This is a genomic window from Pseudomonas sp. TH06 (assembly GCF_016651305.1).
In the GTDB taxonomy this organism is placed as follows: domain Bacteria; phylum Pseudomonadota; class Gammaproteobacteria; order Pseudomonadales; family Pseudomonadaceae; genus Aquipseudomonas.
In genome coordinates this window covers 4539880-4560399 of sequence record NZ_JAEKEC010000001.1, presented here as the reverse complement: position 1 = coordinate 4560399, position 20520 = coordinate 4539880, and the positions used below count along the sequence as shown (strand labels likewise).

Below are 20520 nucleotides of genomic sequence, written 5' to 3'. Positions count from 1 at the left end.
TTTGTTCGGTCAATAGCTGCTGATACGACCGTGTGGTCACTCAGAGGTTGCGTCGGGTTTGCCGTTTTCCTCGATCGGCAGACAAACGCGAAACAGGGCGCCCTCGTTGATTTGACTCTCGACGACGATGGAACCGCCATGGGCGGCGACGATCTGCTCGGAAATGAACAGACCCAACCCGAGCCCGGCGACTACCGTCTTGGCGGAAACCCGTTCGAATTGTTGAAAAATGCGTTTCTGATTCTCTTCACTGATGCCGATGCCATGATCCTGCACCTCGACCCGCGCCTGATTGCCCTGGCGGTAGACGCGCACCTGCACCGGACTTCTGCCGCCGTACCGCAAGGCGTTGGTCAACAGATTGGAAATCACTTGCTCGATGCGAAATTCATCCCAGCAACCTTCCACCGGACTCTCGGCTTCGAAGGAAACGGTGGTTTCCGCAGCTTCAATCTGCTGCGCGAAGTTCTGCAACAGATTGCTCACCAACTGCGCCAGATCGAAACGGTTCGGCCGGATCGACAACTTGCCGGTGCGAATCCGCGAAATATCGAGCATGTCTTCGATCAGGCGGATCAGGCTTTTGATCTGTCGTTCGTCGCGATCGACCATGGCGTGCATCTTGTCCAGGGTGAAAGCGGCAGCGTTGTCCCGCGCCAGGTGCATCTTGCGCAATTGGGTTTCGAGTATCAGGCCATTGAGCGGCGTGCGCACTTCGTGGGCGACGATTGACATGAAGTCATCGCGCATCCGCACTGCCTGCTCGAGTTCCGCCTGCGTGCTTTGTAATTGTTGCAGAAGCGCTTCCTGCTCGCGGCGGGCCTGCTCCAGCGCTTCGACCTGTTGCTTCATGGCCTTACTCTGGCGATACAGATCGACGAAGACGTTGACCTTGCTCTTTACCGCGTGGATATCCAGCGGTTTGTGCAGAAAGTCGACCGCCCCGCTCTCGTAGCCCTTGAACGCATAGTTCAGTTCACGGCCGGCAGCGCTGACGAAAATGATCGGGATGTTCTTGGTTTTTTCGGTGCCGCGCATCAACTCCGCCAGTTCGAAGCCGTTCATGCCGGGCATCTGCACGTCGAGAATGGCCATGGCGAATTCGTGTTGCAGCAGCAGCGACAGTGCTTCGTCCGCCGACAGCGCCTTGTAGACGGTGCGGTCTTCGCGTTTGATCAGCGCTTCGAGAGCCAGCAGGTTCTCGGGCAGATCGTCGACGATCAGCAGTTTTGCCTGGATATTACTTAGCATGCGATTCGTTCCAGCTCGACTAGCAGACGGCCGATGCCGTGAATGGGTAAGACATGATCCGGCTGCCGAATGTTCAGAGCAGCCTGAGGCATGGTGGCGACCTGGGCGTCTGCCGGGTCCTGCACGATGGTCAGCCCGCCATGACGTTTGACCTTGGCCAGTCCGCGCGCGCCATCGTGATTGGCGCCGGTCAGCAGCACAGCGGCCAACCCGGGGCCGTAGACGTCGGCGGCGGATTCAAACAAGTAGTCAATCGACGGTCGGGAATGGTGCAAACGCTCCTCAAGGCTCAACGACAGACTGCGATCCTGCTCCACTGAGAGGTGATAACCGGGCGTGGCGAAATACACCGTGCCCGCTTCGATGTCCTGCTTGTCCGTGGCCTCTTCCACCGGCATCGCCAAGCGCCGGGCAAACACCTCGGCCAACTGGCTGCGACGCTCTTCCGGCAGGTGCAGGACGATGATGATCGGCAACACAAAGCCTTTGCGCAGCGGCCCGAGCAACGTCAGCAACGCCTCAACGCCACCTGCCGAAGCGCCGACCACAATAGCCTCGATTCGAGGCAAATCAGCCGTGTCGTTCATAATTTGCGGTAGATCCGTTCCTGTTTCACCAGCGGTTCGAACTGGTTGGCGTAACTGGAAAAATCCAGCGTCTCTTTACTGCCAAGCACCAGAAAACCACGGTGACACAGCGATTCGTGAAACAGCCCGAAAGCCCGGTCCTGCAGCTTCTTGTTGAAATAGATCAACACGTTGCGGCAGGAAATCAATTGGGTTTCAGAGAACACACTGTCGGTCGCCAGACTGTGGTCGGCGAACGTCACGTTCTCGCACAGGCTTTTGTCGAAAATCGCGTAGCCATACGCAGCAGTGTAGTAGTCGGCGAATGAACGCTGACCTCCGGCCTGCTGATAGTTGGCGGTGTAGGCACGGACGTTTTCCATCGAAAAAATCCCCTGCTTGGCCTTGTCCAGCGAGCGCGGGTTGATGTCGGTGGCGTAAATGATCGTGCGATCGAGCAAGCCCTCTTCGCGCAGCAGAATCGCCATCGAATAGACCTCCTCACCCGTGCTGCACCCGGCAATCCAGATCTTGATCGACGGATAGGTTCTGAGCAGCGGCACCACTTCCTTGCGAATGGCAAGGAAGTGCGACGGATCACGAAACATCTCACTGACCGGGATCGTCAGCAATTGCAGCAACTGCATGAACGCGGTCGGATCATGCAGGACCTTTTCCTGCAATGCCGAAATGGTCGCGCACTCGAACTGGTTCAACGCGTGCAGCACCCGACGCTTGATCGAAGCGCCCGAGTAATCACGGAAATCGTAGCTGTACTTGAGGTAGATGGCCTCGATCAACAGCCGCAATTCGATTTCGCTGTTGCGTTCCACGGAATCACTGCACTCCACTAAATACGTTCCATCTTCGGTAACCACACGCGAATCAGCGAGAACAGACGATCCAGATCGATGGGCTTGGCCAGGTAATCGTTGGCGCCCGCCTGCAGGCAGCGCTCCTGATCGTCCTTCATAGCCTTGGCCGTTACCGCAATGATCGGCAGTTTGCGCCAGCGCGGATCCTTGCGGATTTCAATGGTGGCTTCGAAACCATCCATTTCCGGCATCATCACGTCCATCAGCACCAGGTCGATGTCCTCGACTTCATTCAATTTATCAATCGCTTCACGACCGTTACGGCCGATCACCACGACTGCACCTTTGGTCTCCAGCGCGCTGGTCAGGGCGAAGATGTTGCGTACATCGTCGTCCACCAGCAGCACTTTGCGACCCTCGAAGACCTTGTCGCGACTACGCGCAGTCTTGAGCATCTTCTGCCGCTCATGGGACAACTGCGATTCGACTTTGTGCAAAAAGAGTGTCACCTCATCGAGCAGGCGTTCCGGCGAGCGCGCACCCTTGATGATGATCGAGCGCGAGTACTTGCGCAGATCGGCCTCTTCATCGCGGGTCAGGTTGCGACCGGTGTAAACGATGACCGGCGGGAACGAGCAGATGTCTTCGGTAGACATGCGCTTGAGCAGTTCGTTGCCGAGCATGTCCGGCAGCTTCAAGTCGATGACCATGCAATCGAAAATCGTCGTGCGCAGCAGATCCAGCGCGTCTTGCGCGAGGCCCACGGCGGTGATTTCGATGTCTTCGTCGCCGATCAGCCGCGCGATGCTTTCGCGCTGCAAATCGTCATCTTCCACCAACAACACACGTTTGACCTTCTGCGTCAGCTTCGCTTCGAGGCGGGCGAACACGTCCTTGAGCTCTTCACGGGTGGTCGGCTTGACCGCATAGCCGATGGCGCCCATGTGCATCGCCGCTTCAACCCGATCCTCGACCGAAATCACATGCACCGGAATGTGCCGGGTTTCGGCGTGTTCTTTCAGGCGTTGCAGCACCGTCAGGCCGGAGTGGTCCGGCAGACGCATGTCGAGCAGGATCGCGTCCGGCACAAACTCGCGAGCCAGGTCATATCCCTCGTCCGCGCCATGCGCGACCAGGCACTGATAACCGAGTTCGTGGGCCAGATCGTAGAGGATGTGCGCAAAGTTCGGTTCGTCTTCCACCACCAGAATGCAGCGGGTGGCAAACGGCGCCTTGTCACGGTCATCGGCAAAACGCGGAATGTGTACCGGCGCGAGCGGCGAAACCACCGCCGCAGGTGCCGCGACAGCCGTTTGTGCGGGCGGGGTAAAGGTCAGCGGCGTCGACGAGACTTCGCTGGATTCGCTGTACTGCTGCGGCAATACCAGGGTGAACACACTGCCCTGCCCCGGTGCACTGCTGACGCTGATCGAACCGCCCAGCAACGTCGCCAGATCCCGCGAAATCGACAGGCCCAGACCGGTGCCGCCGTACTTGCGGTTAGTGGTGCCATCGGCCTGACGGAAAGCTTCGAAAATACTTTCCTGCTGATCCGCTGCGATACCGATGCCCGAATCGCGCACGATGAAAGCAATGCGCTCGTTCGGCTGGCCGCTGATGGTCAGGCTGACCGCGCCTTGTTCGGTGAACTTCACCGCGTTGGACAGCAGGTTCTTGATCACCTGCTCCAGACGCTGGCGGTCGGTAAACAGCGTCACCGGTGCATCCGGTAGCAGATCGACACTGAACGTCAGGCGCTTGTCGGCCGCCAACGGTTCGAACACGCTGCGCAGACCATCGGCCAGACGCGCGACGCTGGTGTTTTCCGGGATCACTTCAAGCTTGCCGGCCTCGACTTTGGAAATGTCGAGGATGTCATTGATCAGGTTAAGCAGATCATTGCCGGCGGAGTAGATCGATTCGGCGAACTTGACCTGCTCGGCGCTGAGATTGTCTTGCGGGTTTTCTGCCAGCAACTTGGCCAGAATCAACGAACTGTTCAGCGGCGTGCGCAGTTCGTGGGACATGTTGGCGAGGAATTCGGATTTGTACTTGCTCGAACGCTGCAGCTCTTCGGCGCGTTCTTCAAGTTGCACCTGGGCCTGATTCAGCTCGGTGTTCTTCAGGTCCATGGCATCGCGCTGCTCGGCCAGGGTCTGCGCCTGCTCAGCCAATTGCTCGTTGGTCTGCTCCAGTTCGACTTGCTGGGTTTCCAGATGCGCCTGGGATTCCTTGAGAATCCGCGACTGCTCTTCGAGCTCTTCGTTGGCGGTTTTCAGTTCTTCCTGCTGCACCTGCAACTCTTCGTTGAGTTGCTGGGTTTCGGCCAGCACTTCCTGCAAGCGCTGACGGTAGCGCGCGGCTTCGATAGAGGTGCCGATGTTGCCGGCAATCAGTTCCAGCAACTCGACATCTCGGTCGCTGAGCGGACGCAAGAAGCCCAGCTCGATCACGCCGTTGATCTGGTCGTCATCGCTGGTCGGCACCACCATCACGCTGTGCGGCAAGCCTTCACCGAGCCCGGAGCTGACTTTGAAGTAATCGGAGGGCACCGAATCCAGACGTATCAGCTTTGCCTGTTGCGCGACCTGACCGACGATGCCTTCACCGCTGTAGATCAATTGTTCATGTTGTTCCTGTTCGCGGGAGAAGCCATACGTGGCCACGCGCTTGAGGCCACCGTGCTCTTCACGGACATAAAGCGCCGCCACCGCAGTGCCGAGGTACTGCGCGCAGAATTGCAGAATATTGCGTCCCAGCAGATTGAGTGTGAGTTGCCCCAGAACCTGCTCGGCCAGTTGGGTCTGGCCGTTGCGCAGCCACGCCTGGCGTTCCAGACGTTCGGCACTGGCCTGCTGCGCCGCCAATGTAGCGCCGTAGCTTTCAGACAGGTTGACCAGATCGCGGCGACCGATATAAGCCAGCAACGCACTGATGGCGGCCACGAACAACAGATAAAGGGTGATGCTCCAGATCGTGGTGCGGCGCACTTCTTCGTTGCGCGTGGTGCGCAACTGCTGCTCCATATCGATCACGTCTTCGAACTGCTTGCGGATCTCATCAGTCAGGCGCTTGCCGCGCCCGGCCTTCACCGCGCCACGGTAGTCGCCACTGCTGCGCTGCAGGTCGATCATCGATTGCGCATAGGTCGCCCACTCGACCTGCAACGCCTGCAAACGACGCAGACGATCCGTCTGCACCGGGTTGTCGGCAGTCAGTTCGAGCAAGGTATTGAGCGCCACATTGATTCGTGGCTTGGCCGTTTCATACGGATCGAGGAAATGCTCGTCGCCACTGAGCAGAAACCCGCGCATGCCCGTTTCCAGGTCGACCGTGAGTTTCACCGCTTCGTTGGCGTTATTGATCACCCGGTCGGTGTGCTCGACCCATTGGATGACCGACAGCAGATACGTGATCAGCGACACGAAGAACACGGCACTGAGCACGCCTACGCCCAACGGCAGGCTGACGTTGCGACTCAGGAGTTTGCGAAACCGTTGCTCATCAACCGAAGACGGAGAGGACATGGGGGCAGCCTTGTCGAACTGTTGAAAACCCGAGAGTTTGCCCCAAAACCGCAGTATGGATCCATTTTTCTGACGACTTTGGCAGCAAATTCCTACATTTGCCTGCGTCACCGGCCACGCCAACAGTTATCCTTGCTCGTCCATTTGCAGCTAATCTTTTTTTGTGTCGACCCGGGAACTTGTGGCTATGCGCCACTTACTCATGCAAGAGCCCGGCATTTCTGATCGACCGGCGCGCCCGACCCCCACCCTTGAGAGCCTTATTATGTCCGCCACCCTTTCCACCATCCTTGTCGTAGAAGACGATGCCATCGTGCGAATGCTGATCGTCGATGTGCTGGAGGAATTGGAATACAAAGTGCTGGAGGCGGATGGCGGCGAGCAGGCACTGGAATTTCTCGGTGATACGGCTCAGCAGATTGATCTGATGATGACCGATGTCGGTTTGCCGGTAATGGATGGCCGTCAACTGGCCGATGAAGCACGCAAGCTGCGCCCCGCTCTGCCGATCCTGTTTGCCAGCGGCTACGCGGAAAGTATCGAAGTTCCAAAGGACATGCATGTGATCGGCAAGCCTTTTTCGATAGACCAATTGCGTGACAAAGTGAAAAGTATCATTCAGTAAGCAATTAAACAGCCCCCTTCAATCAAAGTTGAAGGGGCACTCCGCCGCATGCCCCCCACAAAGATAACAACTCGTAAGCAGTTGAAAAACACACTTACATAACGCTTATTGATAAACAATCCACAACAAAAGAGGATCGCTCAAACATAGACGCAATGCATAAAATGGATTTTTCATGAACGTAAAAAAATTGGACTACACGGCTCAACGTTTCTTATCAAGACCCATCTCCTACTCCGACTTCGAAAGCGAGCACGCGCAAAGTGATATTCGTGAGCGAGAAGAAGTCATTTATAAACTCAAACAGCGCCTGGCGCACCTTGATCCAGCGGAGACACTTACGCTGGATGGCGCTACTCTTTCCCTGGAATCGGGGTCCTCACTTGAGGATGCTCTGCTCCCTGGCAGGCAGCTACTGCAACGCCTGTTAGAACACGCCTCCTTCAAAAGATTGATCGCCACGTTGAAACTTTCCGAAGACGCAGTCTTTGAAGTGACGACCCAAGGCGAAATAAACGCGAAACACTTCAACAAAATCGTCGATTTTGCAAACACCTTCAAACGTGCACCTGATCTTGAAGATGATCTGCAGCTATTGATTGAAATGGCCGAATTGACCGGCGGCAAGATCTCCACCACAGACCAGATAGATTTAGTGCAATGGCTGGTTTTCCACAGCTATTTGATTCCGCACAAAGCAGCCGAGGGTTCCCGACTGGTGGAATTCATGGAAGCCAAAACGCCCGCAAGCCCGGAGTTGGGCAACTATTGGGAAATGATCAAGGCTGTAGAAGGCAGTACAGCGACACTTTCTGCAACTCAACGGAGTGAGTTCCGCAAACTCATCTCCAGTTATCTAAAAAAACAATCGCTCCTAGAGCATTTGTCCGAGAACATTTTCGGCGGGCATGGGCCCTTCAAACGCTCCGAAGCCGAGGAGATTATTGAGAAGCTTGTTTCGAGCACCGTCGCCGCCCAATGGGCGGACGCCTATGTACGCGATCTGGGCTGGTATGGCGCACAAGCCGGCCAGCCTCAGTCACAAACGTCGCGCAAGCAGATTATTCTGACGTCGTTGCTGCTTGATCTGCATCCGCAAGTCGGTGAGCAAGTGCCGCGAAATCATGTTGCCGGTTTCGATTTTTATGCTGTCGAGCATCTGGAAAAGTCCTTCCCCGAGATTCAAACCGACTTCGAAAACCACCTGATCAAGCATCACAGGGTGAGCAACAAGAATGTGGCATTGGCCGCTCATTTGTTGCTGGCGGAGCCTGCACCGGAGTTTCTGGTCAAAGATCTGCCTGCCACTGTTCTCCTGGGCACGCCGCATTGCGTAGAGTTTTGCCGAATCGTGGCGGTGCAGGAAATCATATCGCCCGGTTCCACTCGATCGATGACTTATGCGCAACTGATGCAACTTTCGACACTGGAGCCGATGACCGAGTCGCGCAAGATACTCGATGCTTTGGCCGCCGTAGACCCTCTGATTGATTGGGCCCTGCTCAACAACATTGTCACGCCTGAGGACGTCAGAAAATCAATCCCTGACTCACTGAAGATCGCCACGGACGCCTATGCCCGACATGCTAAGACACTTGCCGAAAACGCTGAAACATTAACGCGCCCCCTGCCCACGCGCAGAAGCGTCGCACTGGACATCCTTGAGCAGGTCGCCAAGGGATGCACTTATCTTGAAAACGATGTCCTTCATCAATCGCGCAATCGACCGCTGGAAGACGCTTACACTTCACTTCGCCTGTCGCCTGTCGAACTGCACATGTCCAACGATCTGGCGACCGGAGACTGGGATTTGAAAAAAGGGGAAAGTATTTATAAAGCGTTCCCCAACCTGTTGCGCAATCTGGTTTCTCCCGACGGAGAGTTCCACCGTCAGTTCAATCGGGCCTATGTCGTGCATGCGCAAGCCATGCACACACATTTGAAGCAGGCATTTTCCATGCTGCCGCTGCCAGAGCGGACTCGTCTGCTCAAAGGCAAGGTGACCCTATTCACCGTAAGACCTTCGGTAGCGAAACTCCAATCGATTACGGGTATCACCGCCAATCCCCTCGCAATGGCCTTAGACTCGGTACTGAAGGTGACCGGGCGTGAACCGACAGAAAGTCATAAGGAAATAGACGAGGTCAAGGGTCGCTATGGCGTCGTGATCTATTGCGAGTTCGATGGCCAGGTTTCGTGTCATGAATTGTTCACCTTGCATGGCACCTGTCGAGAAAACACTGAGTTGGGAGCACTGATTCAAAGAGAAAAATGATTGAACCCAACCGCTCGCCGTCCTGGGATCAACTATTCTGCGCCCGCAAAAGTGCAACAGTTGCCCATGAATATCGAGTGCTATACCCATGGGGTTACACCGGGGCTCACCGGTGTCAGTTCGGGTGTAATTGACAAACTCGCTGAGCTATCGCCTTCTCCATCGCCGGCAAGGGTCAACGGTTATTACCAAAGTTTCTACTCGTCAGAATTCGATCGCCTGGCGAACTTTGTACTCAAGCACAGACCTGTCGCGACCTACGATGAGTTGGTCAAAGAATGCTGGGGACAAACCAGGCTTGAAGCAATCAGAGAAAAACGGGATAAGGATCTGGATACCTTCCTCAACGTTGTCGTGCCTTTCAAATCCTGTATCGAAGATCTCAACTCAGATGACCTGGATCGGCAAATGCAAGGGGCAGTAGCGTGCACTCTGGAAGTTGCAATGACCATCCTGTTAGTGGTCGGAGCCATCGCCAAGATTGCCAGCGTGACCGCCAAGAGCATCAGTATTGCCACGAAGGCCGGCGAAATAGCTTTGATAGGGGGTGGCCTGGTCAGCAGCGTTATCAATCCGCTGGATGGAGTAACCGATCTACTTGTAAAGGGCGGAAAATTTTTACGTAAAGGCTGGCACAGCAGTGTGACAGCCCTCGAAGGCGCCATTTACGATGCGCGAAAATGGTCGGGGAAAACGCCCTACACTGCACTCACCACGGCAGTCGATCCGGATATTATTCGTCTGGGTACCCGACAATATGCACAAAACGCCACGGACGTTTTCCAGGTGTGGGGCATACGCCACACTGATGAATGGTACGCGTTGAACCGTTTGGGTGAGCCTTGGGGTCCCCCCTTGAGAAACCTTAAACTGTTGCCGGAATCATTATTCAACTTCTTCAGAAAACCGAATCCCATCCCCTACACTCGAGACTATGTGGGAAAAGCCTTACCCATTGCCAAGGACAGACTGGATGTTGCAATCAGACTTCTGGAACGTCCAGGTGCCGACACTCGACGCGTTATCAAATACTTGTTCGGAACAAGTTCAGACGACGCCGTTGAATACTTCCTTCGGTCGTTACGCAAAATACGTGAAGAGTTTGATGCCATTTCGGTTGCCAACATGTCTTTCCGGCGACGTGGCCCAGATGCTTTGGCATCGATTGACACGGAACACTATCAACTATGGTTGGCGGCGGAAAAGAATGGAACTCCGGTGAGCAACTCAGTGAAAAAATTTATAAAAATTTACCCCGAGCATCTTGATCACTTCTACAAAAAAGAAAAATTTGCGGACGCGAGAATCGCAGACGTTTTGATTCACGAGATGTCGCACGGCACTAACGACACCCTCGATTTGTACTACTCGCGAGGAGCAAAAAACAACATGACTGATGTCGCCAGCCTGGTGGATCTCGCCAGAAAACCGGACATGGCCAAACCTGACTCTCGCACTGTTCATAGAGCAAATGATATTCAGGAAACGTTTCATCTGAGTCGTTTTGATCAAAATCGCAACAGTCTGCCGAAGATCGTCCAGGATAACCCCGCTTTTCATAATGCTCAAAGCAATGAGGTCGCGGTTACATTGCTGAATCAGAGCCAAACCGACCCTGCGAAATTTTTATCGAACATGACAGTTATACAAAAAACGGTAGAAAAACATAACACGACTGATTCGATCTCCAAGCTGAAAATCAGTCTCTCGATATAGGGTTCTGTTGCAGGCTGAACCCCGCTTCAACGGCCGCTGTGGTTTAATTGCGGCCGTTTTTTTGTTCCCCTCGCCTGCTGCAAAGGATTTCCATTCATGTCTCAGCCTGTCGCCACCAAAGTCCTGGTCATCGGATACGTTTGGCCCGAGCCCCAATCCTCGGCAGCCAGCGGGCATGTCATGCAGATCCTCGAAACTTTCTTGCAGCAGGGCTGGGACATTACCTTCAGCAGCCCCGCTGGCCCGGGCGAGCACAAGGCGGACCTGACCGCACTGGGCATTCGCGAAGTATCCATTGAACTCAACAACAGCAGTTTCGACGCGTTCATCAGCGAACTTGCCCCGGATATCGTTCTGTTCGATCAGTTCATGATGGAGGAGCAGTTCGGCTGGCGGGTCGAGAAACACTGCCCCGACGCCTTGCGGGTATTGGAAACCTCCGATCTGCAGAGCCTGCGTCACGCCCGCCATCAGCGGCTCAAGGACCGTCTCAAGGCCAGTCCCGATCAGGACGACTTCAGCGCCTTGTTTGCCCCGGCACTGCGCGAAGAGTTTGAACTGATGGCCGATACCGACCTGGCCAAACGGGAAATCGCCGCGCTGTACCGATGTGACTTGAATCTGATGATCTCTGAGGTGGAAATCGATCTGCTCGTCGAGCAATTCGGCTTGCCGCGCCAGTTGCTGCATTGGTGCCCGCTGATGATTGCCCCTCCCACCAATGCCCCAAAAGCCTTTGCGGAGCGGGCGCATTTCCTCAGCATCGGTAACTTCCGCCATGCGCCAAACTGGGACGCAGTCCTTTGGATGAAGTCCACAGTCTGGCCGATGATTCGCCAGCAACTTCCTCAGGCACAACTGCATATTTATGGCGCCTACACGCCGCCCAAAGCCACGGCATTGCACAACGCAGCGCAGGGTTTTCATGTCATGAACTGGGCAGAAGATGCGTTGCAGGTCATGTCCGACGCGCGCATTTGCCTGGCACCGTTGCGATTCGGTGCCGGCATCAAAGGCAAGCTTGTCGACGCCATGCTCTGCGGTACGCCGAGTGTCACCACACCGATAGGCGCTGAGGGCATGCACGGCGATCTGGCCTGGCCCGGAGCTGTCACCCGCACGGCGACGGAGTTCGCAAACCATGCCGTTCAGCTTTATAAGGATGAGGCGCTTTGGCAAGCGGCACAGAAGGCAGGAGACACTTTGCTCGGGGAGCGTTACCAATACGCCGTGCATGGCCCGACACTTATCGAAAAACTGCGCCATTGCCAAGAGCATTTAAAAGCACTTAGAAACAGCAACTTTACTGGCAGCATGCTGCGCCACCATATGCACAAAAGCACTCAGTACATGGCGCAGTGGATTGAAGCTAAAAACCAGAAAATATAAGCCACCACAACTTCTCCATTACATCCGGAATCAAAACACGACTTGGCAAACAACATAATTAAGATTTAAAACATCCTACAGGTAACGCACTAACATTTGCACTGTGCGCCTTTTAACTAATGCAGGATGCATACATGAACGCTATTAATCAAGGCAACTACTCCAATCATAACTGGATGACGACCACCCCCCAATTTGACGCACTGTCTTTGAATGAAATGACTCTGCCGGGAACCCATAATGCCGGCAGCGACTGGAAAGCCAGCTATCCTTTTTTCGGCCCACCTCGCCACTGGCTCGCCTGTCAGCATGACTCGTTTTATGCGCAATTGAGCAATGGATCCCGAGCTCTGGATATTCGTTTGATGAGCCAGCCTTCTGCAAAGGGACTGGGCAAATTCCGAATGCATCATAATGAGCACCCCAACTCTCGAACGCTGGGCCACCTGATTTCCGACATCAATCAGTTTCTCGGTGAAAACCCTGACGAGTTCATTGTTGTAGATGTTCATAAAATGTCCGGCCCAACGTTTGACTTCCGCTATTTCAACGACGTGGTTCAGCACCTGTTCGGCGACAGAATCATTCCACCAAATAACGCACGCCTTACATTGGGGCAACTCAAAAAAATCAGCTCCACACAAAGAGTATTGTTTGCCACCCCGACTCACAGCGAGCTGTCACACGAAGTATTTTTTGGGCAGATAAATCACAAATGGATTGGCACCGGCATCGCTGACGCCGATGATCTGAATAAATATATCTCTGAAGTAATGGAGTATCCGCCTGGTAAGTGGTCACTCTGGTCGCTGTCCGCAACCAGCTACACTCATATCAAAGGCCCTGTGGATATTCATGAACATTTAAATATCTGGTTCGATCCGAAAAACAGTGACTGGGCGATGAAATGCAACATTATCAATGTCGACTTCATGGAGGAGAGCAACATCGTTGCTTACTGCCACATGGCCAACCTGAAAAGGGCAGCCGGAAAGCGGTAATCAGCTGAACCCCACACGACCGCATTCCATACGGTGTCGCGCGAAGCTGAGACGGGCTGGCACTGCCGGTGTAGAAAGAGGCATGATCGGCCAGCGATAACAAAAAAAGCGCTCAGCCATGACTCGAACCGCACGCGTGACCGACCCCTCTTACGAGTTGATGGATGACCACAACGGGTTGTCCATCATCTACCGCCAGCATGGCTTCCCCTGCCCGCTGGTGCGCTGGCATTTCCACAAGGAATACGAGCTGCACCTGATCGTCGCCAGTTCCGGCAAGGTGTTCATCGGTGACTACATCGGCAACTTCTACCCGGAAACGCTGTTTCTGACCGGGCCCAACCTCCCGCATAACTGGATCAGTCAGGTAGCTGAAGACGAAGTGGTGGAAAAACGCGACATGCTCGTCAACTTCACGGACGAGCTGTTCGAAAGCGGTCACCAGATATTCGCTGAATTGAAAACGCTGGCCCCCCTGTTGGAACGGGCGCAGTACGGCATCGAATTTCGCGACAAACAGACAATCCGCCAGGCCATGACGCTGATGCAGCGAATCGCCGACACCCGGGGCATCACCCGACTCGGGCACTTTTTCATTCTGATGGAGTTGCTGGCGTCCAGTGACGACTATCAGTTGCTGTCCGGCGCCACCACTCCGCAACTGGCCGATGAGCACAATATCGACCGCACCAACCGCGCCGTCGATTACATCTTCAGCCACTACGCCCGGGATATTTCGCTGGAAGAAGTGGCTGAACACCTGGGCATGACGCCGACCTATTTCAGCCGTGTGTTCAAACAGGCCACCGGGCGCAATTTCATCGAGTTCGTCAATCGCTTGCGCATCAGCAAATCCTGCGAGTTGCTGGCGGACGGCGATAAACCGGTGACCGATGTGTGCTTTGAGTCCGGTTTCAACAATATTTCCAACTTCAATCGGCGGTTTCAGCAGCTCAAGGGCATGACGCCTTCACATTATCGGCGCCTCGCGGTGCAACGCCTGACTGAACAGAACCTCGGCTGATGCGCAGCTCCCCTGTAGGAGTGAGCCTGCTCGCGATAGCGGAGTGTCAGCCAACCTATCTGCAAACTGTCACACCGCTATCGCGAGCAGGCTCACTCCTACAGGGGGTGTGTCGGCATTAGAAACCTGTACGCATTCGATAGCATTTCCCCGCTGAAAACCCCTTCCCTGCGTTTGTCCGCGCAAACCCCAGTGCAAAAAAGTATCAATCAAAGTGCGACGAATGATTTGTCAGACCATCGATTGAAGGCTGTAATCAATGCACATTCTTCCTGCATTCGGAAGACACAAAAACAATAACCGTCCTTCTGCCACCCGCTGGGTGCAGAAAAGGAGTGCACGATGCAACCCACTGCAAAAGCTCTGCTTGCCCTCACCTGCATGACCCTCAGCAGCGTCAGCCTTGGCGCCCAGACCCTGACCATCGCCACCGTCAACAACAGCGACATGATCCGCATGCAAAAACTCTCGAAAACCTTCGAGACCGAGCACCCGGACATCAAGCTCAATTGGGTGGTACTGGAAGAAAACGTCCTGCGCCAGCGCCTGACTACAGACATCGCCACTCAGGGCGGCCAGTTCGATGTGTTGACCATCGGCATGTACGAAGCAGCACTGTGGGGCGCCAAGGGTTGGCTCGAACCGATGAAGGATCTGCCGGCCGGTTACGCCCTCGACGACGTGTTCCCGTCGGTGCGTGAAGGCCTGTCGGTGAAGGGCTCGCTGTATGCCCTGCCGTTCTACGCCGAAAGCTCGATCACCTATTACCGCACCGACCTGTTCAAGGATGCTGGCCTGACCATGCCGGAACGTCCGACCTGGGAACAGATCGCCGGTTTCGCCGAAAAACTCACCAACAAGGATAAAGAGCAGTACGGCATCTGCCTGCGCGGCAAGGCCGGTTGGGGCGAGAACATGGCGCTGATCACCACCGTCGCCAATGCCTATGGCGCGCGTTGGTTCGATGAGAAATGGCAGCCGGAATTCAATGGCCCCGAGTGGAAAAACGCACTGAACTTCTATGTCGACACCATGAAGAAATCCGGCCCGCCGGGCGCCTCCAGCAACGGTTTCAACGAAAACCTGGCGCTGTTCAACAGCGGCAAATGCGCGATCTGGGTCGACGCCAGCGTCGCCGGCTCGTTCGTCACCGACAAGACCCAGAGCAAGGTTGCCGATCACGTCGGCTTCACCTTCGCGCCGCATCAAGTCACCGACAAGGGCTCGGCGTGGCTGTATTCCTGGGCACTGGCGATTCCGACCAGTTCCAAGGCCAAGGATGCAGCAAAACAGTTCAGCGCCTGGGCCACGTCCAAGGAGTACGGCGAACTGGTGGCCAAGACCGACGGCATCGCCAACGTACCACCGGGCACTCGCGCCTCGACCTACAGCGACGCCTACATGAGCGCCGCGCCGTTTGCCAAGGTCACGCTGGAGTCGCTGAAAGCCGCCGATCCGAGCAAACCAACGCTGAAACCGGTGCCGTACATCGGTATTCAACTGGTGACCATTCCTGAGTTCCAGGGCGTCGGCACCCAGGTTGGCAAACTGTTCTCGGCAGCGCTGATTGGCCAGACCACGGTGGATCAGGCCCTGGCGGCCGCACAGCAAACCACTGAACGCGAGATGAAGCGCGCCGGTTATCCCAAGTAACCCGTAACGCTCGCTCCTGCCTTTTGTAGGAGTGAGCCTGCTCGCGATGGCGGTTTTCCATCCAACACAACCGGTGGCTGATACACCGCTATCGCGAGCAGGCTCACTCCTACATTAGATCTCCATAGGTCTGTATGACTCGGTTGTGATCACCATGAATACTTCAACTGCCAAAGCCCACCTCGACCTGTCGCAACCCCAGCGCAAGGTTCGCGTACGCAATCCCGGCTGGTTTCTGGTCAGCCCTTCAGTGGCCCTGTTGCTGCTGTGGATGATCGTGCCGCTGGGCATGACCATTTACTTCTCGATGATTCGTTACAACCTGCTCGACCCGGGTGTTAACGAATTCGTCGGGCTGGAGAACTTCACTTACTTTCTGACCGACTCGGGCTTCCTGCCGGGCGCCACCAACACGCTGCTGCTGGTTGGCAGCGTGTTGCTGATCAGCGTGGTGTTCGGCGTACTGATCAGTGCGTTGCTTGAGGCCAGTGAGTTCCTCGGTCGCGGCATCGTCCGGGTGATGTTGATCTCGCCGTTTTTCATCATGCCCACGGTCGGTGCGCTGATCTGGAAAAACCTGATCTTCCACCCGGTGTCCGGGATCCTCGCCTACGTCTGGAAACTGTTCGGCGCGCAACCGGTGGACTGGCTGGCGCACTACCCGCTGCTGTCGATCATCATCATTGTTTCGTGGCAATGGCTGCCCTTCGCCATCCTCATCCTGATGACCGCCATGCAGTCCCTCGATCAGGAACAAAAGGAAGCCGCCCGCCTTGATGGCGCAGGGCCGATCGCGATCTTCTGGCACCTGACCCTGCCGCATCTGGCCCGGCCAATCGCGGTGGTGGTGATGATTGAAACGATTTTCCTGCTGTCGGTGTTCGCCGAGATTTTCACCACCACCAACGGCGGCCCCGGCTACGCCTCGACCAACCTCGCCTACCTGATCTACAACCAGGCGCTGGTGCAGTTCGACGTCGGCATGGCCTCGGCGGGCGGTTTGATTGCCGTGGTCATCGCCAACATCGCCGCGATCATTCTGGTGCGGATGATCGGCAAAAACCTGACTGACAAAGCCTGAGGCCTGCCATGACACTTCAACAATCCCGCCGGCTGCAAAGCCTGCTGCTCGGCACCCTGGCCTGGGCCATCGCGATCGTGATTTTCTTTCCGATCTTCTGGATGGTGATGACCAGTTTCAAAACCGAAATCGACGCCTTCGCCACGCCGCCGCAGTTCATCTTCACGCCGACGCTGGAGAACTACCTGCACATCAACGAGCGCAGCGACTACTTCAGTTTCGCCTGGAACTCGGTGGTGATTTCCTTCAGCGCCACGGCACTCTGCCTGCTGATCGCGGTGCCGGCGGCCTACTCGATGGCGTTCTACGAAACCCAGCGCACCAAAGGCACGCTGTTGTGGATGCTCTCGACCAAGATGCTGCCGCCGGTGGGCGTGCTGATGCCGATCTACCTGCTGGCGAAGAGTTTCGGCCTGCTCGACACGCGCATCGCACTGATCGTGATCTACACGCTGATAAACCTGCCGATCGTGGTCTGGATGATTTACACCTACTTCAAGGACATCCCCAAAGACATCCTCGAAGCTGCCCGCCTCGATGGCGCCACGCTGTGGCAGGAAATGGTTCGCGTGTTGCTGCCCATCGCCAAGGGCGGTCTCGCCTCGACCGTGCTGCTGTCGCTGATCCTGTGCTGGAACGAAGCCTTCTGGTCGTTGAACCTGACCTCGTCGAAAGCCGCGCCGCTGACTGCGCTGATCGCCTCGTATTCAAGTCCCGAAGGGTTGTTCTGGGCCAAGTTGTCGGCGGTCTCGACCCTCGCGTGTGCGCCGATCCTGATCTTCGGCTGGATCAGCCAGAAACAACTGGTGCGCGGCCTGTCATTCGGCGCCGTGAAATGAAATTTGAAAAGCGAAAGATCGCAGCCTTCGGCAGCTCCTACACGGAATGTCGTATCGGCATAAATCTCCTGTAGGAGCTGCCGCAGGCTGCGATCTTTTGATCTTAAAAAAACAACGCGGAGGCCCATCATCATGGCCAACCTGAAAATCAAGAATCTGCAAAAAGGCTTCGAAGGTTTTTCCATCATCAAGGGCATTGACCTGGAAGTGAACGACAAGGAATTCGTGGTCTTCGTCGGCCCGTCCGGCTGCGGTAAATCCACCCTGCTGCGGCTGATCGCCGGCCTGGAAGAAGTCAGCGGCGGCACCATCGAACTCGACGGCCGCGACATCACCGAAGTCAGCCCGGCCAAGCGCGATCTGGCGATGGTGTTCCAGACCTACGCGCTGTACCCGCACATGACCGTGAAAAAGAACATGTCATTCGCCCTCGATCTGGCCGGCGTGCCGAAAGCCGAAGTCGAGAAGAAAGTCGGCGAAGCGGCGCGCATCCTCGAACTGGGACCGATGCTGGAACGCAAACCGAAACAGCTTTCCGGTGGTCAGCGTCAGCGTGTCGCCATCGGCCGCGCCATCGTGCGCAACCCGAAAATCTTCCTGTTCGACGAACCACTGTCCAACCTCGACGCCGCGTTGCGCGTGCAAATGCGCCTGGAGTTGCTGCGCCTGCACAAGGACCTGCAAGCGACGATGATTTACGTGACCCACGACCAGGTCGAAGCGATGACCATGGCCGACAAAGTCGTGGTGCTCAATGGCGGCAAGATCGAGCAAGTCGGCTCGCCACTGGACCTTTATCACAACCCCGCCAACCTGTTCGTTGCCGGGTTCCTTGGCACGCCGAAAATGGGCTTCCTCAAAGGCAAGATCGCCCGCGTCGACGCTCAGGTCTGTGAAGTCTCGCTGGATGCCGGCACGCGCATCGTCCTGCCATTCAACGCTAACCATCTGAGTGTCGGCAGCGTGGTGACGCTGGGCATTCGCCCGGAACATCTGGAGCTGGCGCAACCGGGCGACTGCACCCTGCAAGTCACCGCCGATGTCAGCGAGCGGCTGGGCAGCGATACCTTCTGCCACGTCAAGACCAACGCCGGCGAAGCGCTGACCATGCGCGTGCGCGGTGATCTGGCCAGTCGTTATGGCGAACAACTGAATCTGTATCTGGACGCCGCCCACTGCCATTTATTTGATGCCGAAGGTGTGGCGCTGACCCGTCCGCTGCGCGCTGCCGCCTGATTTTTCGAGACTTGCCCAATGAAACTGAACAGACAAAACCTCAACCGCCTCGCCGCCGAAGTGCAACTGCCGGCCTACAGCCTCAGTGATACCCGTCAGGGCATCGCGCACATTGGTGTCGGCGGTTTCCACCGGGCGCATCAGGCGTATTACACCGACGCGCTGATGAACACCGGCGAAGCACTCGACTGGGCGATTTGCGGGGTCGGCCTGCGCGCCGAAGACCGCCGCGCCCGCGACGATCTGAAGGAGCAGGATTACCTCTTCACCCTGTTCGAACTTGGTGACAGCGACGACACTGAAGTGCGGGTGATCGGCGCGATTCGCGACATGCTGCTGGCCGAGGATGACGCCCAGGCATTGATCGACAAACTCGCCGATCCACAGATCCGCATCGTCTCGTTGACCATCACCGAGGGCGGCTACTGCATTGACGACAGTAACGGCGAATTCATGGCGCATCTGCCGCAGATCCAGCACGATCTGAACCACCCGGACTCGCCGAAAACCGTGTTCGGTTTTCTCTGCGCAGCCCTGGAAAAACGCCGGGCGGCGGGCATTCCGGCCTTCACCGTGATGTCCTGCGATAACCTGCCGCACAACGGCGCGGTCACCCGCAAGGCGCTGTTGGCGTTTGCCACACTGCGCAACAGCAATCTGTGCAGCTGGATCGACGCCAACGTCAGTTTCCCCAACGCGATGGTCGACCGCATCACGCCGATGACCAGCACCACGCATCGCCTGCAACTGGCCGACAAACACGCGGTGGATGACGCTTGGCCGGTGGTCTGCGAACCGTTTGTGCAGTGGGTGCTGGAGGACAAATTCGTCAACGGCCGGCCGGCCTGGGAAAAGGTCGGCGTGCAGTTCACCGACGACGTTTCGCCTTACGAAGAGATGAAAATCAAACTGCTCAACGGCAGTCATCTGGCGCTGACGTATCTGGGTTTCCTGAAAGGCTATCGTTTTGTCCACGAGACCATGAATGACCCGCTGTTCGTGCGCTACATGCGTACGTATATGGACATGGATGTCACACCGCAACTGGCGCCGGTGCCGGGCATCGACCTGACGCAATACAAGGACACGCTGGTGGCGCGGTTCTCCAATCAGGCGATTGCCGATCAGCTTGAGCGGGTGTGTTCGGACGGTTCGTCGAAGTTTCCCAAGTTCACCATCCCGACGATCAACCGGTTGATTGCCGATGGGCGCGAGACCAAGCGTGCGGCGTTAGTGGTGGCGGCCTGGGCGTTGTATCTCAAGGGTGTGGATGAGAATGGCGATACCTATTCGATTCCTGATCCGCGGGCGATTTTTTGCCAGGCATTGGTGGCTGATGATGCGTTGGTGACTGAGCGATTGTTGGCGGTCGAGGAGATTTTCGGCACGGCGATTCCGCGTTCGGCGGAGTTTGTCGCGGCGTTTGAATGGTGCTGCGACAGCTTGCGCGAAGAAGGTGTGACGCGAACGCTGGAGCGGATTCTTGGCTGAGAATATCGTTACAGCGAATTAAGCCATCGCG

The 20520-nt window shown here is 56.2% G+C and carries 15 protein-coding genes; 11 read left to right on the top strand and 4 right to left on the bottom strand.

The features are described 5' to 3' along the window. Positions 1-36: 36 nt before the first annotated feature. Genes JFT86_RS20430 through JFT86_RS20415 form a run of 4 tightly spaced genes read right to left on the bottom strand, consistent with a single transcriptional unit; the run spans position 37 to position 6159 of the window. Positions 37-1251 (bottom strand): hybrid sensor histidine kinase/response regulator, encoded by a 1215-nt coding sequence (locus JFT86_RS20430; RefSeq protein ID WP_201238081.1) that lies wholly within the window; start codon positions 1249-1251, stop codon positions 37-39. Next, entirely contained in the window at positions 1245-1838 is a 594-nt protein-coding gene (locus JFT86_RS20425) for a chemotaxis protein CheB (protein WP_201238080.1), read from the bottom strand. The genes JFT86_RS20430 and JFT86_RS20425 overlap by 7 nt, the downstream gene beginning before the upstream one ends. Continuing rightward, a complete protein-coding gene (locus JFT86_RS20420) occupies positions 1835-2668 on the bottom strand; it encodes a protein-glutamate O-methyltransferase CheR (protein ID WP_201238079.1) in 834 nt (277 codons plus the stop codon). Before JFT86_RS20420 ends, JFT86_RS20425 begins: the two co-directional genes overlap by 4 nt. Continuing rightward, the gene (locus JFT86_RS20415) at positions 2668-6159 is read right to left on the bottom strand and encodes a response regulator (protein ID WP_201238078.1); all 3492 of its coding nucleotides are present in this window, start codon (positions 6157-6159) and stop codon (positions 2668-2670) included. The genes JFT86_RS20420 and JFT86_RS20415 overlap by 1 nt, the downstream gene beginning before the upstream one ends. A gap of 265 nt (positions 6160-6424) precedes the next feature. Here JFT86_RS20415 and JFT86_RS20410 point away from each other — a divergent pair, with 265 nt between their 5' ends. From JFT86_RS20410 to JFT86_RS20365, 11 genes are all read left to right on the top strand, one after another. Continuing rightward, positions 6425-6784 (top strand): response regulator, encoded by a 360-nt coding sequence (locus JFT86_RS20410; protein WP_201238628.1) that lies wholly within the window; start codon positions 6425-6427, stop codon positions 6782-6784. Positions 6785-6959: 175 nt separating this feature from the next. Next, complete coding sequence (locus tag JFT86_RS29270; RefSeq protein ID WP_242489304.1) at positions 6960-9059, top strand: hypothetical protein; 2100 nt, start codon at positions 6960-6962, stop codon at positions 9057-9059. Then, positions 9060-10775, top strand: coding sequence for a hypothetical protein (locus tag JFT86_RS29265; RefSeq protein WP_242489499.1), 1716 nt, complete (start codon positions 9060-9062; stop codon positions 10773-10775). A 96-nt stretch (positions 10776-10871) separates the two neighbouring features. After that, a complete protein-coding gene (locus JFT86_RS20400) occupies positions 10872-12164 on the top strand; it encodes a glycosyltransferase (RefSeq protein WP_201238077.1) in 1293 nt (430 codons plus the stop codon). Between the two features lie 134 nt (positions 12165-12298). Continuing rightward, complete coding sequence (locus JFT86_RS20395) at positions 12299-13165, top strand: phospholipase (RefSeq protein WP_201238076.1); 867 nt, start codon at positions 12299-12301, stop codon at positions 13163-13165. Positions 13166-13283: 118 nt separating this feature from the next. Beyond that, a complete protein-coding gene (locus tag JFT86_RS20390; protein ID WP_201238075.1) occupies positions 13284-14189 on the top strand; it encodes an AraC family transcriptional regulator in 906 nt (301 codons plus the stop codon). A 342-nt stretch (positions 14190-14531) separates the two neighbouring features. Beyond that, a complete protein-coding gene (locus JFT86_RS20385) occupies positions 14532-15842 on the top strand; it encodes a sugar ABC transporter substrate-binding protein (protein WP_201238074.1) in 1311 nt (436 codons plus the stop codon). A gap of 154 nt (positions 15843-15996) precedes the next feature. Further along, the gene (locus JFT86_RS20380) at positions 15997-16923 is read left to right on the top strand and encodes a sugar ABC transporter permease (protein ID WP_201238073.1); all 927 of its coding nucleotides are present in this window, start codon (positions 15997-15999) and stop codon (positions 16921-16923) included. Positions 16924-16931: 8 nt separating this feature from the next. Next, positions 16932-17762: a carbohydrate ABC transporter permease gene (locus JFT86_RS20375; RefSeq protein ID WP_003225143.1), complete on the top strand. Its 831-nt coding sequence runs from the start codon at positions 16932-16934 to the stop codon at positions 17760-17762. Between the two features lie 132 nt (positions 17763-17894). Then, positions 17895-18998 (top strand): sn-glycerol-3-phosphate ABC transporter ATP-binding protein UgpC, encoded by a 1104-nt coding sequence (gene ugpC / locus JFT86_RS20370; protein ID WP_201238072.1) that lies wholly within the window; start codon positions 17895-17897, stop codon positions 18996-18998. Positions 18999-19016: 18 nt separating this feature from the next. Beyond that, positions 19017-20489 carry a mannitol dehydrogenase family protein gene (locus JFT86_RS20365; protein WP_201238071.1) on the top strand — a complete coding sequence of 491 codons (1473 nt, stop codon included), beginning with the start codon at positions 19017-19019 and terminating at the stop codon, positions 20487-20489. The last annotated feature ends 31 nt before the right edge of the window (positions 20490-20520 follow it).

What these genes read in the sequence shown, in the direction of transcription:
- JFT86_RS20430 (WP_201238081.1), bottom strand. Translation starts at nt 1,251, where the DNA reads ATGCTAAGTAATATCCAGGCAAAACTGCTGATCGTCGACGATCTGCCC.
- JFT86_RS20425 (WP_201238080.1), bottom strand. Translation starts at nt 1,838, where the DNA reads ATGAACGACACGGCTGATTTGCCTCGAATCGAGGCTATTGTGGTCGGC.
- JFT86_RS20415 (WP_201238078.1), bottom strand. Translation starts at nt 6,159, where the DNA reads ATGTCCTCTCCGTCTTCGGTTGATGAGCAACGGTTTCGCAAACTCCTG.
- JFT86_RS20410 (WP_201238628.1), top strand. Translation starts at nt 6,425, where the DNA reads ATGTCCGCCACCCTTTCCACCATCCTTGTCGTAGAAGACGATGCCATC.
- JFT86_RS29270 (WP_242489304.1), top strand. Translation starts at nt 6,960, where the DNA reads ATGAACGTAAAAAAATTGGACTACACGGCTCAACGTTTCTTATCAAGA.
- JFT86_RS20400 (WP_201238077.1), top strand. Translation starts at nt 10,872, where the DNA reads ATGTCTCAGCCTGTCGCCACCAAAGTCCTGGTCATCGGATACGTTTGG.
- JFT86_RS20395 (WP_201238076.1), top strand. Translation starts at nt 12,299, where the DNA reads ATGAACGCTATTAATCAAGGCAACTACTCCAATCATAACTGGATGACG.
- JFT86_RS20390 (WP_201238075.1), top strand. Translation starts at nt 13,284, where the DNA reads ATGACTCGAACCGCACGCGTGACCGACCCCTCTTACGAGTTGATGGAT.
- JFT86_RS20385 (WP_201238074.1), top strand. Translation starts at nt 14,532, where the DNA reads ATGCAACCCACTGCAAAAGCTCTGCTTGCCCTCACCTGCATGACCCTC.
- JFT86_RS20380 (WP_201238073.1), top strand. Translation starts at nt 15,997, where the DNA reads ATGAATACTTCAACTGCCAAAGCCCACCTCGACCTGTCGCAACCCCAG.
- JFT86_RS20375 (WP_003225143.1), top strand. Translation starts at nt 16,932, where the DNA reads ATGACACTTCAACAATCCCGCCGGCTGCAAAGCCTGCTGCTCGGCACC.
- ugpC (WP_201238072.1), top strand. Translation starts at nt 17,895, where the DNA reads ATGGCCAACCTGAAAATCAAGAATCTGCAAAAAGGCTTCGAAGGTTTT.
- JFT86_RS20365 (WP_201238071.1), top strand. Translation starts at nt 19,017, where the DNA reads ATGAAACTGAACAGACAAAACCTCAACCGCCTCGCCGCCGAAGTGCAA.